The organism is Cellulophaga fucicola (assembly GCF_900119145.1).
GTDB lineage: Bacteria > Bacteroidota > Bacteroidia > Flavobacteriales > Flavobacteriaceae > Cellulophaga > Cellulophaga fucicola.
Genome location: NZ_FPIY01000001.1, coordinates 156,993 through 174,343, shown reverse-complemented (window position 1 = coordinate 174,343; position 17,351 = coordinate 156,993). Strand labels below are relative to the sequence as shown.

At 32.5% G+C, this 17,351-nt stretch carries 12 protein-coding genes; 8 read left to right on the top strand and 4 right to left on the bottom strand.

Annotation, left to right across the window (positions count from 1 at the left end; translation table 11 throughout):
• Positions 1-77: 77 nt before the first annotated feature.
• A complete protein-coding gene (locus BT107_RS00805) occupies positions 78-512 on the bottom strand; it encodes a hypothetical protein (protein ID WP_072301858.1) in 435 nt (144 codons plus the stop codon).
• 711 nt (positions 513-1,223) lie between these two features.
• Here BT107_RS00805 and purL point away from each other — a divergent pair.
• From purL to BT107_RS00785, 4 genes are all read left to right on the top strand, one after another.
• Positions 1,224-4,883 (top strand): phosphoribosylformylglycinamidine synthase, encoded by a 3,660-nt coding sequence (gene purL / locus BT107_RS00800; protein WP_072301857.1) that lies wholly within the window; start codon positions 1,224-1,226, stop codon positions 4,881-4,883.
• Between the two features lie 159 nt (positions 4,884-5,042).
• On the top strand, positions 5,043-6,104 hold the full coding sequence (locus tag BT107_RS00795) for a sugar-transfer associated ATP-grasp domain-containing protein (protein WP_072301856.1): 1,062 nt from the start codon (positions 5,043-5,045) through the stop codon (positions 6,102-6,104).
• Between the two features lie 171 nt (positions 6,105-6,275).
• Positions 6,276-7,004 (top strand): hypothetical protein, encoded by a 729-nt coding sequence (locus BT107_RS00790; RefSeq protein WP_072301855.1) that lies wholly within the window; start codon positions 6,276-6,278, stop codon positions 7,002-7,004.
• A 102-nt stretch (positions 7,005-7,106) separates the two neighbouring features.
• On the top strand, positions 7,107-7,589 hold the full coding sequence (locus BT107_RS00785; protein ID WP_072301854.1) for a CIA30 family protein: 483 nt from the start codon (positions 7,107-7,109) through the stop codon (positions 7,587-7,589).
• Positions 7,590-7,594: 5 nt separating this feature from the next.
• Here BT107_RS00785 and BT107_RS00780 read toward each other — a convergent pair whose 3' ends face one another.
• Positions 7,595-8,047 carry a hypothetical protein gene (locus tag BT107_RS00780; RefSeq protein ID WP_072301853.1) on the bottom strand — a complete coding sequence of 151 codons (453 nt, stop codon included), beginning with the start codon at positions 8,045-8,047 and terminating at the stop codon, positions 7,595-7,597.
• Entirely contained in the window at positions 8,044-8,601 is a 558-nt protein-coding gene (locus BT107_RS00775; protein WP_072301852.1) for a hypothetical protein, read from the bottom strand. The genes BT107_RS00780 and BT107_RS00775 overlap by 4 nt, the downstream gene beginning before the upstream one ends.
• A 144-nt stretch (positions 8,602-8,745) precedes the next feature.
• On the opposite strand from BT107_RS00775, the gene BT107_RS00770 reads away from it, so the two are divergent.
• Positions 8,746-9,396: a DinB family protein gene (locus tag BT107_RS00770; protein ID WP_072301851.1), complete on the top strand. Its 651-nt coding sequence runs from the start codon at positions 8,746-8,748 to the stop codon at positions 9,394-9,396.
• Positions 9,397-9,487: 91 nt separating this feature from the next.
• On the opposite strand, the gene BT107_RS00765 is transcribed toward BT107_RS00770, so the two are convergent.
• The gene (locus tag BT107_RS00765; protein ID WP_072301850.1) at positions 9,488-12,100 is read right to left on the bottom strand and encodes a DUF6923 family protein; all 2,613 of its coding nucleotides are present in this window, start codon (positions 12,098-12,100) and stop codon (positions 9,488-9,490) included.
• 439 nt (positions 12,101-12,539) lie between these two features.
• On the opposite strand from BT107_RS00765, the gene BT107_RS00760 reads away from it, so the two are divergent.
• From BT107_RS00760 to BT107_RS00750, 3 genes are all read left to right on the top strand, one after another.
• A complete protein-coding gene (locus BT107_RS00760; protein WP_072301849.1) occupies positions 12,540-14,309 on the top strand; it encodes an AMP-dependent synthetase/ligase in 1,770 nt (589 codons plus the stop codon).
• 168 nt (positions 14,310-14,477) lie between these two features.
• Positions 14,478-14,912: a MarR family winged helix-turn-helix transcriptional regulator gene (locus tag BT107_RS00755; protein WP_072301848.1), complete on the top strand. Its 435-nt coding sequence runs from the start codon at positions 14,478-14,480 to the stop codon at positions 14,910-14,912.
• Between the two features lie 30 nt (positions 14,913-14,942).
• Entirely contained in the window at positions 14,943-17,348 is a 2,406-nt protein-coding gene (locus BT107_RS00750; RefSeq protein WP_072301847.1) for a 3-hydroxyacyl-CoA dehydrogenase/enoyl-CoA hydratase family protein, read from the top strand.
• Positions 17,349-17,351 lie beyond the last annotated feature (3 nt).

Below are 17,351 nucleotides of genomic sequence, written 5' to 3'. Positions count from 1 at the left end.
AATACATATATAATACAAAAAAGTCGGCTCTAACCAGCCGACTTTTTCTTTCCCAAATACAAATTATAAATTATCAATTATAATCCAATTCTAACCTTTGGTATCCCAATACCAACGTTAGTTCTTACTACAGTAGAACGCCTAGGTTCTCTTCTGTAATTATTGTAGCTATAGTAAAACGTAGCGTGACTATGGTAGTAATTACTATGGTGACAATGAGAGTCACAATGCTCTGCGTGTTCTGCATAAGCATCTCTCTTACCTTTCATATAAGCTCTATACGCTTTTCTATCTCTTTTCTTTAAATCCTTTTCGTAAGCCTTTTGTTCTTCCCAAAATTCTTCTTCGCCTTCTGTTACTACTTCAGTAGACTGCTCGTAAGCAGCATCTTCTTTAGCACGTTGCTCATAATAAGATAACTTTTCTTTTTCTGTAGTTTTTTTCTCCTGTGCTGTTACTGTAAATGACATTACTATTATAAATGCAGGTAATAAAAAATGTAGCTTTTTCATAAAATTTGGCTTTTAAGTTAAAACAATTGCAACGTTCTTCAATATTGCAATACCTTTTTATAACAACTAACATTTAAAAAACCCTACTTTATTTTTTTAAAAAATACTTGAAACAACATAAGCTACTTTGTAAACAACAAGTATTAAGCAGTTGACAACATAAAATTTAAAAAACAAAACACCCACTATATATTAGCAGTATAATTAGTTAGAATAAATTTTTCATTTTCATATAGTGTTCTCGTAAAAAGAGTCTTGTTTTTGCCGACAAGACTCTTTTTCATTTTAAAGGGCTTTTGTTTTTTGTATTCATTTTTTATTGATAAAAAACCCAAAACAACATAAGTTACTTTACAAACAACAAGTATCTAGCAGTTGACAACATAAAATTTAAAAAACAAAACACTCGCTATATATTAGCAGTATAATTAGTCAGAATAAATTTTTCATTTTCATATAGTGTTCTCGTAAAAAGAGCCTTGTTTTTGCCGACAAGGCTCTTTTTCATTTTAGATACTTCTTATTCTACAATTTACATCTTATAAACTCACTACAAGTTATAGACTCATTTATTAGCACTTTAAAACACCTAAATTAGGAGTTAGAAGAAATTAACAATCACCACTAAAAACTGTTAACTATTCTTCTAAAAAATTACACTTAAAAAGTGTAAATTTGTGGCTTGTTAAACAAAACAACACAAGAGCTACAATGATTCACTTTTTCGGAGACCATTCCAGCAAAATCTTTGCTGTAGAAACCAAAAACAATCTTACACCAGAAGATATTACTAAGTTAACTTGGCTTTTTGGCAACAATCCTAAAATAAATGCGGCGTCTCTTGACGCCTTTTTTGTTGGCCCAAGAGCCGCTATGATAACGCCTTGGAGTACAAATGCCACAGAAATTACTCAGAATATGGGTATAGAAGGTATTTTTAGAATTGAAGAATTTTTTGCTTCTACTGCAGATGCTAAAGATTTTGATCCAATGATTTCTCAGAAATACGCACAGTTAAATCAAGATATTTTTAAAGTTAACAGTACTCCTGAAGCTGTTTTACCAATTGAAGATATATCTGCCTACAACCAACAAGAAGGTTTAGCTTTAAACGATGAAGAAATTACATATTTAGAAGGTGTAGCTACTAAAATTGGAAGAAAACTAACAGATTCTGAAGTTTTTGGTTTTAGCCAAGTAAACTCAGAACACTGTAGACACAAAATATTTAACGGCACATTTGTTATAGATGGCCAAGAAAAACCTTCTTCTTTATTTAAATTGATAAAGAAAACATCTCAAGAAAATCCTAGTAATATTGTTTCTGCTTATAAAGACAATGTTGCCTTTATAAAAGGCCCAACAGTAACACAATTTGCGCCTAAGACAGCAGATAAGCCAGATTTTTATAAGGAATCAGAGTTTAATTCTGTTATTTCATTAAAAGCAGAAACTCACAATTTCCCAACAACAGTAGAACCTTTTAATGGTGCTGCAACTGGTTCTGGTGGAGAAATTAGAGACAGACTAGCTGGCGGAAAAGGTTCTTTACCTTTAGCCGGTACTGCGGTATATATGACATCTTACTCTAGGCTAGAAGAAAATAGACCTTGGGAAAAAGCAATGGAAGAACGTCCTTGGTTATACCAAACGCCAATGGATATTTTAATAAAAGCATCTAATGGAGCTTCAGATTTTGGAAACAAATTTGGACAACCTTTAATTACTGGTTCTGTTTTAACTTTTGAGCATCAAGAAGATGCTCGTAAACTTGGGTTTGATAAAGTTATTATGCAAGCTGGTGGTATAGGATACGCTAAAGAAAATCAAGCTTTAAAAGACGAACCTAAAGAAGGTAACAAAATAGTAATTCTTGGTGGCGACAATTACCGTATTGGTATGGGTGGCGCTGCTGTTTCTAGTGCAGACACAGGCGAATTTGCTTCTGGCATTGAACTAAATGCAGTGCAACGTTCTAATCCAGAAATGCAAAAAAGAGCAGCAAATGCTATTCGTGGTTTAGTAGAAAGCGATGAAAACCCTATTGTTTCTATACACGATCACGGTGCAGGCGGACACTTAAACTGTTTGTCTGAACTTGTTGAAGATACAGGCGGACATATAGATTTGGATAAATTACCTGTTGGTGACCCTACATTATCTGCTAAAGAAATTATTGGTAACGAATCTCAAGAACGTATGGGTCTTGTTATAGGTAAAGATGATATGGGCTTACTAGAGCGCATTGCAGAACGTGAGCGTTCTCCAATGTACGAAGTTGGTGAGGTTACAAACAACCATAGATTTACATTTGAGTCTAAAACTACAGGAGAAAAACCTATGGATTTAGCTTTAGAAGATATGTTTGGGAGTTCCCCTAAAACAATACTAACAGATAAAACTGTTACTCGTAATTATGAAAACCCTAATTATTCTTTAGAGTTCTTTCACGATTATTTAGAGCAAGTTTTACAATTAGAAGCCGTAGGCTCCAAAGATTGGTTAACAAATAAAGTAGACCGTTGTGTTGGTGGCCGTGTTGCCAAACAACAATGTGCTGGTCCATTACAATTACCATTAAACAATTGTGGTGTAATGGCATTAGACTTTAAAGGTAAAGAAGGTATTGCTACTTCTATTGGGCACTCTCCTATTTCAGGATTAATAGACCCAGCTGCAGGTAGTAAAAATAGTATTACAGAGGCTTTAACTAATATTGTTTGGGCTCCTTTAAAAGATGGTTTACAATCTGTTTCTTTATCTGCAAACTGGATGTGGCCTTGTAAAAACGAAGGTGAAGATGCACGTTTGTATGAAGCTGTAGAAGCCGTATCTGAGTTTAGTATTGCTTTAGGTGTTAACGTACCAACTGGTAAGGATTCGCTTTCTATGAAGCAAAAATATAAAGATGAAGAAGTAATAGCTCCTGGTACGGTAATTATTTCTGCTGCTGCAAATTGTAACAATATTAACCAAGTAGTAGAACCTGTTTTACAAAAAAACAACAATGCTATTTACTACATAAACCTATCTAAAGACAACTTTAAATTAGGTGGTTCTTCTTTTGCACAAACACAAAACAAAATAGGTAATAGCGCTCCAAATGTTACAGATGCTGCTTATGTAAAAACAGTATTTAATACATTACAAGACGCTATTAAAGCTGATAAAATTAACGCTGGACACGATGTTGCCTCTGGTGGTTTAATTACAACTTTATTAGAAATGTGTTTTGCTGATGTTAATTTGGGTGCTAACTTAGACTTATCTGCATTAGGTGAAGACGACACCATAAAATTATTATTTGCTGAAAATGCTGGTGTAGTTTTTCAGGCAGATGCAAGTGTAGAAGCTTTATTTGCTAACGCTGGGGTAAATGCTATTAAAATTGGTTCTGTGGCTAAAGAAGCAACACTAACTATAAAAAATAATGGTATGGAAATGGGACTAAACGTAACATCGTTAAGAGATACGTGGTTTAAAACATCATACTTATTAGATAGTAAACAAACGGCAAACAACTTAGCTAAAGACAGATTTGACAATTATAAAAATCAGCCTTTACAATATACTTTCCCTGCTAACTTTACGGGTAAATTACCTTTAATTAATGGAGAAAGACCAAAAGCAGCAATTCTACGTGAAAAAGGAAGTAACTCTGAACGTGAAATGGCAAATGCAATGTTCTTAGCTGGTTTTGATGTAAAAGACGTACATATGACCGATTTAATATCGGGCCGTGAAACCTTAGAAGATATTCAGTTTTTAGGAGCCGTTGGTGGTTTCTCTAACTCAGATGTACTTGGTAGTGCAAAAGGTTGGGCTGGCGCCATTAAATACAATGAAAAAGCCAACAAAGTAATAAACAACTTCTTTAAAAGAGAAGACACTTTGTCTATTGGTATTTGTAACGGTTGTCAGTTATTTATGGAGTTAGACCTTATTAACCCAGAGCATGAACAACACGGAAAAATGACGTATAACGACTCTCATAAACACGAGAGTAACTTTACATCTGTAACCGTAGAAAAAAACAACTCTATAATGCTATCTACATTAGCAGGTACAACATTAGGTGTTTGGATTAGCCATGGTGAAGGAAAGTTTAACTTACCAATGCAAAAAGAAAACTACAACATAGTTTCTACTTATGGTTATGAGGGCTATCCTGCAAATCCAAACGGTAGTGATTTTAACACTGCTATGCTATGTGATAAAACAGGAAGACACCTAGTAACAATGCCACATATAGAGCGTTCTACGTTCCAATGGAACTGGGCAAATTACCCAACAGACCGTAAGGACGAAGTTACGCCTTGGCTAGAAGCATTTACAAATGCTAGAGAGTGGATCTTAAAACAAAAAGGATAATATTTCTTTTTAAATCATAAAGTAAAATCCCGTTTCTTAGTTGAAATGGGATTTTTTTGTACTTTTAAAGTGTATACATATTTTTATATTATGTGCACTTTAATATTATTTTATTCAAAATCCCCCCATTAAGAAGTATTTAAATGGTGAATAAATATAATGATACAAAAAACAAAAAACAGACTTTCTGTATTCCTAAAGGATAACAGAAAAAAAAGTATGGGTAAAATTTTAAAAGAATCTATTCACTTATGGATTCTTAAAAAGGAAGTTCCTTTTTATTACTTTAAGTACTTATACAGAAAAGAAGTTCATAATTACTTGGACTATATTAGCACAAAAGAAGCTTCTAAAATTCAACATAGTGCAAATTTTCATAAAATAGAATACACTACAATCATCTCCAACAAGTTAATCTTTTCTGTTTATTGTAAAAGAAATAATTTACCCGTACCAGAATTGAAAAGCTACAATTTTAATTCCAATTTCTTCTTTGAGAATAATGTTTATAAAATTAAAACTAAAAATGATTTAATTTCTTTTTATGAACTAGTGTTTAGCAAAAATAAAGACTCCTGTTTATTTATTAAACCACTTTCTCTATATGGCGGAAAAGGATGTTATAAAATAAGAAAAGAGCATTTAGCTGATGACATAAATAAATGTTTTCAATATGTCGTTTCTGATAGTTGTGTACACGAAGAGTTTGTAAAACAACATCCTAAAATAAATAAAATACACCCTAAATGTGTAAATACAATAAGAGTAGAAACTTTTATTGATAAAGAAGGAAAAACACACATTCTATCTGCATTTATGAGATTTGGAGTTGGAGATAGTTTTGTTGATAACGCACATTCTGGAGGTTTTTACGTTGGTATAAATTTACAAAACGGAATTCTAAATAAAATAGGACATCAATATATGGAATATGGTGGTGCACATTATATAGCTCACCCAGATAATGGATATGTATTTGAAGGTTTCTCTATACCCTATTTTCAAGAATTAAAAGATGTAGTATTTAAGGCTGTTGATTTTATCCCTGATAGATATATAGGGTGGGATATTGCAATTGGCGAAAATGGCCCTATAATTATAGAAGCAAATGAATATCCATCAATATTTATGGCAGATATTGCTTATGGAGGCTACCTAAACCACCCATTATATAAAGACATCTTAGAAGAAGCTAAAAACAGTGAACATTTTAGTGCTTAAAAATACTTTTTATACATATACTTAAAATAACCCGTTTCTAGTACGAAACGGGTTATTTTTATTTCCATTTCTTTTCTCTTATAAGAAAAAACATAGCCAATTACGTATATCCGTAATATAGATTGAAAAATTTTCTTGAATTTTAGATTAAATAACAAAATCAAAAAAATCATGAAGAAAATTATTCTTACTATTTTATTATTATCAATGTGTATAGTTCCTAAAACGGGTTATTCACAGCAAAAAGGAGCAGTTGTAGCCGCTGCTGCAGGAGCATTGCTAGCAATTGGAGCTGGAGTGGCTGCGGTAGAGCAAATGAAAGAAAGAGCAGAACTAACAGCTACACAGTATATCTTATCTAACAACCCTGAATTTGAAAATTTTTCTCTAAAGACATTAGATTTTGACGGAAAAAAATTAAAAGATATATCTAATACTTCTGTAATAACTTTTAAAATACAGGAATTTATACCGACTGATAAACCAAAGTTAAATGGAAAAAAACATATTTTATTAGGTTTTACTAGCTATGGGTGGATAAATGAATACGGAATTGATTATGAAAAAGTAATGTGGTTCTTAATAGATTCTGAAGAATGGCTAAATATGATGACTGTATACGTAAAAACTGCTTCAGGAGAGGATAGAGATAATTACATAAAAGAATCACTTACAAATGGAAAAATTGTAAATAAAGGAGTTAAAATAAAAAGCAAAATGGAAGTTCCTTTTTATCAATTATCGGGTGATCTATATGTGACAAAAGATTATAATGATGAAATAAAATTTATATACAATGAAAAATCGCTTGGTATCTTTTTAAAGGAAACTAAAAACCTAGTCCAAATGGGAAGAGGAAGTATAATTGACATTCATGAATTTTTCTTTAAAGAAAATTAAAAGTTTAATCAATTCTCAATAATTCCGCTTATAACCATTAAGCGGGATTTTTTATGCTTGATAAAACAACTTATCTTCACAGTGTAAAACTCATCAACTTATATGAAAACTATTATCGATTTTACTTCCTCAACAGACTCAAAAGAATGGCATACTATTACAGATGCGGTTATGGGTGGGGTATCTAAAAGTAATTTTGAGGTTACAATTAATAATTTAGCTATTTTTAATGGTCACGTATCACTAGATAATAATGGCGGTTTTGCAATGGTTAAACACAGTACATCGTTACACTGTAAAAACTACACTACTATTTGTATTACATTAAAAGGCGATGGTAAAGCATATCAATTTAGAATAAAAGAAAACTCAGAAACTAAACATTGGTTTATTGCTCCTTTTAGCACAAATGGAGAGTGGCAAACTATAGAAATTAAGCTAAGTAATATGTATGCAATGTTTAGAGGAAATAAGGTTGATATTCCTAACTTTAGCGCAGAAAACATTAACGAAATAGCCTTTTTAATTGGCAATAAAACAGCAGAAGATTTTAAATTAGAACTTAAAAGTATTGCTTTAAAATAACAATCTTACTTTTTTAAGCTTCGTTTATTTATTAGTCTTTTTAGCTGTAAAAAACCGTTTGTTACATTCCCTTTATTTACTACAATTGGTATTGCCAAGGTTACCAAAAGAGCTATACAAGCGGCAGAGCCTAATCCGCCTCCAAAGCCTGTAAACAATTTACTCGTATTTAAAAAAAGTATTGTGAAAATTGTTCCAGATACGCCTATTGTCCAATAGCTCTTTACAAGGTTAGAAGATACCATACCTATAAAAGAAGCTCCAAAACATACCAATGGTAAATTCTGTGATAAATAGCTTGACAGTACATTGGGAAACACCAACACAAATAAACCTGAAAAAACACCAACCAGTGCAGATGCTCTTACAGCACTTTGCTTGTACTTAAACTGAAGTAGGTATGTTACAATTGCTGATAAACTACCTGCAAAAACTAATATAAAATGTGCTACTTTCATTGCGATAGTAAAAATGTTATTAAAAATGCCAACACAACTCCACCGAAAGCCAATGTACCAAGCTTGCCTCCTACTCCGTGAAAACTATCTTTAGACCCAACTAAAAGTAAACCAGTAAAAACACTTGCTAAAGCTATAAAAACATAGTCTGGAGCAACGCTAGCATTTGTCATACCCACAAATGCTCCACAATAGACAGCTGTTGGCACTGTATTTACTACTGCATTATTTTTAATTACGTTAGGAACAAAACTAATTGTCAAACCTACTGTTGAAGCTGCCAAAACGGTAGAAAACCCAAAAGAGGTATGCAATATATAGGTGACTATAGCCCCAAAAAAGACAAAGGCTACAGTTAAAAAATGTTCAAAAGTGTGATTTTTAGCACTAACAGGAGTTTTTTTATAGGTAACAAGTAATAAGACCAATGCAATAATTAAAAAGCCAAAAATTAAATAATTGTTCTGCTTTTCAAAAATAATAGCCGCCAAGAAACCTAAATGACAAAGGATTATTAAAATAAAAGTAAGCTGTTTTGCACGCTTCTTAATCATACTACTAATTTAATAGTCTGCAAAAATAAGCAATATAACAAGTGTACAACAATAGAACTTGTAAGAAAAATGACTGAAAATATGATGAATTTGTGTTGTTGCAAATTTTGTAACTTACCTACATATTCATCAATCTATAAAAAAATGAAAAAAAAAGAACAGAACAGCAGCAGAAGGTCGTTTATTAAAAATGCATCTCTACTAACAATGGGAACAAGTAGTTTATTAGCTTTTCCGTTAGGCAAACCAACAACTATTGTTACACAAGAAACAGATATTAATATTATTGGGCCAAAAGAAGGTTACAGTCCGCAAATAGGAACTTTAGTTTCTATGATGACTTGGATGCGTATGGTAATATTAGCTCCTGTACACAATATGAGTGTTACAGAGTTAGACTATTTGGTAGACGACAACGCCAACTCTATTGGTGCAATGCTTATGCATTTAGCTGCAACAGAGCGATTTTACCAAATACATACTTTTAACGATAAAACCTGGGGAGACTGGCCTAAAGAAGACACAAAAAAATGGAGTGTTGCTTCTGGTTTAGGCGATAAGGCACGAAAAAAAATAAAAGGTAACGAGTTAAGTTATTATTTAGATGCCTTAGATGAAGTACGACAAAATACTTTAAAGGAGTTTGCAAATAGGGATGACAAATGGCTTTTAAAAGTAGATGAAGCTTTTCCTTGGGGACCAACAAACAATTATTGTAAATGGTTTCACGTTTGCGAGCACGAGTCTAACCATAACGGACAATTTAAGTTTATAAAAAGCAGATTGCCATCTTAAAAAAAACAAAAAAGCAGGATTATAAAAATCCTGCTTTTTTTTGCAATGGTTTGTGTTTGCAATGGTAGTGTTTACTTATGGTTGTGTTTAGTTATCTTTTTATCATTTTACCGCTCCACATAGCATTATTAGAGCTAATTAACTTGTAAAGGTATATTCCAGATGCTAGCTTTTCTGCATTTATCTCTATACTATTTTGTCCTTTTTTTGCTGTACCAACAATAGTTTGTGCAGGTATTAATGTACCAGTGATTGTATAGAATTCTAAGGTATATTTACTAGCTAATTCTTCATAGAAATAAAGTGTTGTTTTTTCCTCTACAGGGTTTGGTAGTAATATAGATTTGGTTTTATTTTTAGATAAATAGTTGTTTCTTTCTTCTGTATTATTAAAGTCAATATCTGACAATTGTAATTCTTTTTCTTGCAAACTACCGTCTAATGATTTTAAGTTAAACAACAATACTTTTAAAGATGCATAATCTGTTGTACCTCCATGTTCGTTTTTAAAATCGCTATCTTCTATAACAAAACGTTTAGCCTCTCTTGTTAGTTCTACAGTAGCAATATATGGTTCTCCAGAGCCTTTAAGTAATTTAACCTCTAAGGTTCCTGTTCCAGATGCAGTAAAAGACAACTTTTTATATTCTGATAAATCTACTGCCAAGAATCTAGGATTAAAAGCTCTATATGCTCCTAAATACTCTTGTGTTGTGCCTTTTAAATGCACGTTACGCTCTACTCTATAACCATCTCCAAAATACGAATCGTTGTTTTGTTCTATCTCATAAATATCAATAGATGTAGAAGCAGAAGAATTGTCTAATCCCCAAGGAGCATCTGCAACAAATAAATCATCTGGAGTATCTCCTTTTTCATTTTTAAGTCTAAAACCTAAATCGAATAAAGCACCCGTTTCTACAGAAATTACATCTATATATTTATCTAAAGAAGATTCTAACGTTACTTTATCTGTTTCACTAGTTTCGGTACGTTTTAATCCGCCTTCTAAAGTTATTTTTTTAGAAACGTTTGTATTAACAACCTGCATTTCTACAGTTCCGTTTACATATTTTGCAGACCTAACAAATACTGGTGGTGGCGCAGAACCTTTGTACGCTGCTATTTTGTTATTAGCCTCTAACAAAGACAATATTTCTTCTGCTAGCAGCACTAAATCATCTACAGAATTAGACCATATCTGAAAATTATAAAACATACTATTATTCTCATACGCATCTATGTTCCAATGAGATTCTATTGTAAAACTCTTATCTGCATTAAGTCTTGCAGAAAAAGACAATGCAAATTCCTTATTGCCATCTGCTTGTTTAATTATAGATTTTATAAAATTGTTATCTCTTACCTTTAAACTTGAAACAGATAGTAATTCTGCTCCTAAAAAACGATCACAAATAAACTTACTGTGCTCATACACTTTATCTTCAGTTTTAATAACCATTAAGGCTCCAATAGTTTCGTTTCCAGATAAGTAATCTACAGAGAAAATATCGCTAGCATTTGTAAGTGCTAGTAAATCTGCCGGAGAAGATTCTATGGTACTAGTTTCTCCAAGAACACCTAAAGGAACAAGTGCATTTAGAGGTATGTTAGCACTATCGTATTTTCCACTAAGCTTATACCCTTTACTTTTTGTTACCTGTGCAGCAGTTAGCTTATCAAAAATGTAATTGTTTTTTGCTCTATTGTAATTTCTATTGGTAATTAAATTTGCAAGTCTATCGTTACTTTCTAATCCGCCATCGTTACCACCAGAAGTTGTTGTAATTACAGGACAAGCACTAACACCAGAGCAAGAAGGATCATCACAATCTACTAACCCGTCACCATCATCATCTACTCCGTTTGTACAATTCTCTTGTGGCACTGGAGCTGTTGGGCAACGCGCACCATCGTTAGAAGAACTAGAAGGGCCAAAAGCAAATATATTAGATGTTATATTGTTTGGCGTAATATCTTGTACATTATTAATTTTATACACAGAACCTGTCTGGTTTGCAGAAACATAAAGGTTACCATCTACATCAAAATAAACAGCACCATATGTATAAGTAAGTCCTGCTAAAATAGGAACTTCACCTAAATCTTCTACCATACCTGTTTCTGCTGTAATTCTGTACAATTTATTTGTACTTTTACTAACGCTATATATTTTACTATCTACAGCATTAAAAGCCCAATCATGAATACTAATACTTGTATCTAAAGTGTAAGAACCTATATATTCTAAATAGTTATTAGACTCTGGATTTAAGTCTATTGCGTAATATGTAGTGCCACCAGCTCTTAAATAATAAATGCCGTCCAAATTAATGTCTCCAACATACTTATTACCATTATTAGGTAATTCTGGAATAGTATGTATTGTTGGCGTAAAATCTTTTCCTATTTGTACTATTGACATCTGCGGAGAAGATAAGTACCCCCAAATATAACCATCTGCAGAATTATAAGCAGCTGCATTAATATTACCTGGCACTATGTCTTCTGCAACTAAATAAGAGCTTCCCGAAGCTAAATCTAAAGCATAAACATCGTTAGTCTGAAATAAATACGCATTAAAGTCGCACTCAAAAGGATCTGACTGAGCGGATACATTTATACTTATAACTGTAATAGCTGAAAACAAAAAAAGTATAATCTTTTTTTTTATGTAACCTAAGTTGTGTAGATATTTATTCATAATTAATAATTTGGGCGTTAATTAATTACGGCAAATATCCTAAACACTTAGATATATTTATCTTACATAAAGATAGCTTGTTCTTTTTGTACGATAAAATGCGGTTTACTGTAGACAAATGGTAATACAGCACAAATAGCTCTAAAAAAGAGACACTTAAGAATAAAATTATAACATATAATTATATATTTCTGGTTAATAATTGTTGTATTTTAGATATGCGTTTAGCAATAAAAGTGTCCTTAATTAAGTTAAAAAGAATAAAAACAAAACAATTGTTAATCTAAATACAATTTTAACAAAATGTTAACTTGTTAAATTATAGCATTTTACTAAACTAAACTAAGAAAATAATAGAATTTACAGTGTTTTTTTACGAATCTAATTTTAAAATAAGCATTCCTTTTCTTAATTTGCAACTCTGATACAATCAATTCTTATGCAAGAAGTTACTAGATTATTTGATTTTCCTTACTATCAATTAAAAGAATACAACCTACAACAATCATTAGCTACAAAGTATGATGGCAAGTGGGTATATATGTCTACGCAAGAGTATATAGACAAAGCAAATACAATGAGTAGGGCACTGTTAAGGTTAGGTGTTTCTAAGGACGACAAAATTGCCGTAATATCTTCAACCAATAGAATGGAGTGGAATATTATGGATATTGGAATTCTGCAGTTGGGCGCACAAAACGTGCCTGTTTACCCAACTATTTCAGAAGAAGATTATGCCTATGTTTTAAATCATTCTGGAGCTAAATACTGTTTTATTTCTTGTCGTGATGTTTTTGAAAAAGTAAAATTAATTAAGGATCAAGTACCGTCTTTATTAGAAGTTTATTCTTTTGATGATTTGGACGATTGTAAAAATTGGTCAGAAATGTTAGAGCTTGGTAAAGACGAATCTAACCAAGTTGAAGTAGAAAAACTAAAAGATAGCGTTAAGGCAACAGACTTAGCTACTCTAATATATACTTCTGGTACAACCGGAAGACCTAAAGGTGTTATGTTATCTCACGAAAATCTTGTGAGCAATGCTTTAGGAAGTTTTAAAAGAATACCAATAGCATTAGGTACATCTAAAGCACTTAGCTTTTTACCACTATGTCACGTATACGAGCGTATGTTAATTTATTTGTACCAGTATTGTGGTGCAACTATACACTATGCGCCAATAGACCAAATTAGTGAATATGCACAAGAAATACACCCGCATGTAATGACGGCTGTACCTAGGTTGCTAGAAAAAGTTTACGATAAAATTATAGCTAAAGGAGCTGCTTTAACTGGTATTAAAAAGAAATTATTCTTTTGGTCTGTAGATGTTGGTTTACAATATGAACCTTATGGAGCAAACGGATGGTGGTACGAACAAAAATTAGCAATAGCACGTAAACTAATCTTTAGCAAATGGAAAGCTGCTTTAGGTGGCGAAGTTGGTGTTATGGCTTCTGGTAGTGCAGCATTGCAGCCACGTTTAGCTCGCGTATTTAACGCAGCAGGCTTTGGTGTTATGGAAGGTTACGGCTTAACAGAAACTTCTCCTGTTGTTTCTGTAAACGATATGCGTAATGGTGGTTTTAAAATTGGCACCGTTGGTAAACCTATTCAGAATACAGAAGTTAAAATTGCATCAGACGGAGAAATTTGTATTAAAGGTCCACAAGTAATGATGGGTTACTATAAAGATGAAGCTAAAACAGCAGAAGTAATTATAGACGGTTATTTTCATACAGGAGATATAGGCGAAATAGATGCTGATGGCTTCTTAAAAATAACAGATCGTAAAAAAGAGATGTTTAAAACATCTGGTGGTAAATATGTTGCGCCACAGTTATTAGAAAACAGATGTAAACAATCTAGATTTATAGATCAGGTAATGGTAATTGGTGAAGGCGAAAAAATGCCAGCTGCCTTTATACAACCAGATTTTGAGTTTATTAGAAACTGGGGAAAAATACACAATCTTGAACTAGGTAGCAATGAAGAAATTGTTGCTAATAAAGATGTAATTGCTCGTTTCCAAGAAGAAGTAGATGCTGCCAATGAAAACTTTGCTAAATGGGAAAAAATTAAGCAATTTAGATTAACAGCAGATACATGGAGTGTAGAAGGCGGACACTTAACCCCTACTCTAAAACTTAAAAGAAAAATTATAAAAGAGAAATATAAAGCTCTTTATAATGATATTTACGGATACTAAATTGTAATTAGCTGCTAATACCCTAAATCATTAGCAGCTAAACTACTACCCTACTTCACATACAACGTATACTTAATGTTAAGCATACATTAAGCTCTCATTTTTTATTGAATTTATTATGCATGCATAATAAATTTTACTATATTTGGTAACCTATTGAAACATCAAATGAAGGAGATTACCATAGATTATGCTTTACGAGAAACTTGGCTAGCTGTAGCCAAAATGTATAACGAAGAAGCAAAGAACCATAATAACACTATGGCTATGGCTTTTACTCTATTAAGTATAGACCCAAAAACAGGTACTGCATCTACTGCATTAGGCCCAAAAATGGGAATGGAAGCCACTAGTCTATCTAGGATATTAAAGAGTTTAGAAGCAAAAAAATTTATAGTTCGCAAACCTAACCCAAATGATGGAAGAGGCGTAATAATACACCTAACTGATATAGGTTTAGAAAAAAGAACCCTATCTAAGGATACTGTATTTCAATTTAATAGCGTTATAAAAGCAAGTATACCAGAAGAAAAGCTAAATAACTTTTTTGAGGTAACAGAAACTATAAATGCGCTAATTGCTAAAAAAGAAATTTTTAAATAAAATATAACTAATAAATAGGTCTAAATAAAAATGAACAAACACATAAAAAAAATAGCTGTAATTGGCTCTGGTATTATGGGTAGTGGCATTGCTTGTCACTTTGCCAATATTGGTGTAGAAGTGCTATTGTTAGACATTGTTCCTAGAGAACTAAACGACAAAGAAAAAGCGAAAGGCTTAACACTAGAAGACAAAGTAGTTAGAAACAGGTTGGTAAACGATGCTTTAACAGCTTCTTTAAAATCTAAACCTTCTCCTATTTACAATCAAAAATTTGCTAGTCGTATTACTACGGGTAACCTAGAAGATGATATTGCTAAAGTTGCCAATGTAGATTGGATAATGGAAGTTGTTGTTGAAAGGCTAGATATAAAACAACAAGTTTTTGAAAAGCTTGAAAAGTACCGTACGCCAGGAACGTTAATTACATCTAATACCTCTGGTATCCCTATTCATTTTATGAGTGAAGGTCGTTCTGAAGATTTTCAGAAAAATTTCTGCGGAACGCACTTTTTTAACCCTGCACGTTACTTAAATTTATTTGAAATTATTCCTGGACCAAAAACTGATGCTTCTGTATTAGAGTTTTTAAGCGGTTACGGAGAACAATTTTTAGGTAAAACATCTGTAGTTGCAAAAGATACTCCGGCCTTTATTGGTAATCGTGTTGGTATTTTTAGTATTCAGAGCTTGTTTCATGCAGTAAAAGATTTAGACTTAACTATAGAAGAAGTAGATAAATTGTCTGGACCAGTAATTGGCCGTCCAAAATCTGCAACTTTTAGAACTGTAGATGTTGTTGGTTTAGACACCTTAGTTCACGTAGCAAACGGAATTAGAGAAAATTGCCCAAAAGACGAACGTTTAGAACTTTTTAAATTGCCAGACTTCATCAATACAATGATGGAGAACAAATGGTTAGGAAGTAAAACTGGACAAGGATTTTATAAAAAAACTGTTTCTGCTGAAGGTAAAAAAGAAATTTTATCATTAGACTTAAACACATTAGAATATAGATCTGCTAAAAGAGCAAAATTTGCAACTTTAGAACTTACTAAAACTGTTGATAAAGTAGTAGACAGATTTAAAATATTAGTAAAAGGAAAAGATAAGGCTGGTGAGTTTTACAGAAAAAGTTTCACTGCTTTATTTGCTTACGTATCTAATCGTATTCCAGAAATTTCAGATGAATTGTACAAGATTGATGATGCAATGAAAGCTGGTTTTGGTTGGGAACACGGTCCATTTCAAATATGGGATGCTATTGGAGTAGAAAAAGGAATAGAATTAATGAAAGCGGAAGGTCTAGAGCCAGCTGCTTGGGTTAATGATATGATTGCTTCTGGCAGTACATCATTTTACACTGTAAAAGATGGCGCTTCATACTTTTATGACATTCCATCTAAAAAACAAACTAAGATTCCTGGACAAGATTCATTTATCATTCTAGATAACATCAGAAAAACAAAAGAAGTATTTAAAAACTCTGGAGTTGTTGTAGAAGATTTAGGAGATGGTATACTTAACGTAGAGTTCCAATCTAAGATGAATACTATTGGTGGTGATGTTTTAGCTGGTTTAAATAAAGCTATAGATATTGCTGAAAAAGATTTTGCTGGTTTAGTTGTAGGTAACCAAGCTGCAAACTTCTCTGTTGGTGCTAACATAGGTATGATATTTATGATGGCTGCTGAACAAGAGTATGATGAGCTTAATATGGCTATTAAATACTTCCAAGATACAATGATGCGTATGCGTTATTCATCTATCCCAACTATTTCTGCTCCACACGGAATGGCTTTAGGTGGTGGTTGTGAGTTATCATTGCACGCAGATAAAGTAGTTGCAGCAGCAGAAACTTACATGGGCCTTGTAGAGTTTGGTGTTGGTGTTATTCCTGGTGGTGGTGGTTCTAAAGAAATGGCTTTAAGAGCATCTGACCTATTTAGCAAAGGAGATGTACAATTAAATGTATTACAAGAGCATTTCTTAACTATTGGTATGGCAAAAGTTTCTACTTCTGCTTACGAAGCTTTTGACTCTAACCTTTTGCAAAAAGGAAAAGATATTGTTGTAGTAAATAAAGATCGCCAAATAGCTGTAGCAAAACAACACGCTAAATTAATGGCAGACATGGGCTACACACAGCCAGTACGCAGAACAGATGTTAAAGTACTTGGTAAACAAGCTTTAGGTATGTTCTTAGTAGGTACAGATTCTATGGAAGATAGTAACTACATTAGTGAGCATGACCATAAAATTGCAAACAAATTAGCCTACGTAATGGCTGGTGGAGATTTATCTGAACCAACACTTGTTAGCGAACAATACTTATTGGATTTAGAACGCGAAGCTTTCTTAAGTTTATGTACAGAACGTAAAACACTAGAAAGAATTCAGCACATGTTAACCAAAGGTAAACCTTTAAGAAACTAAGAA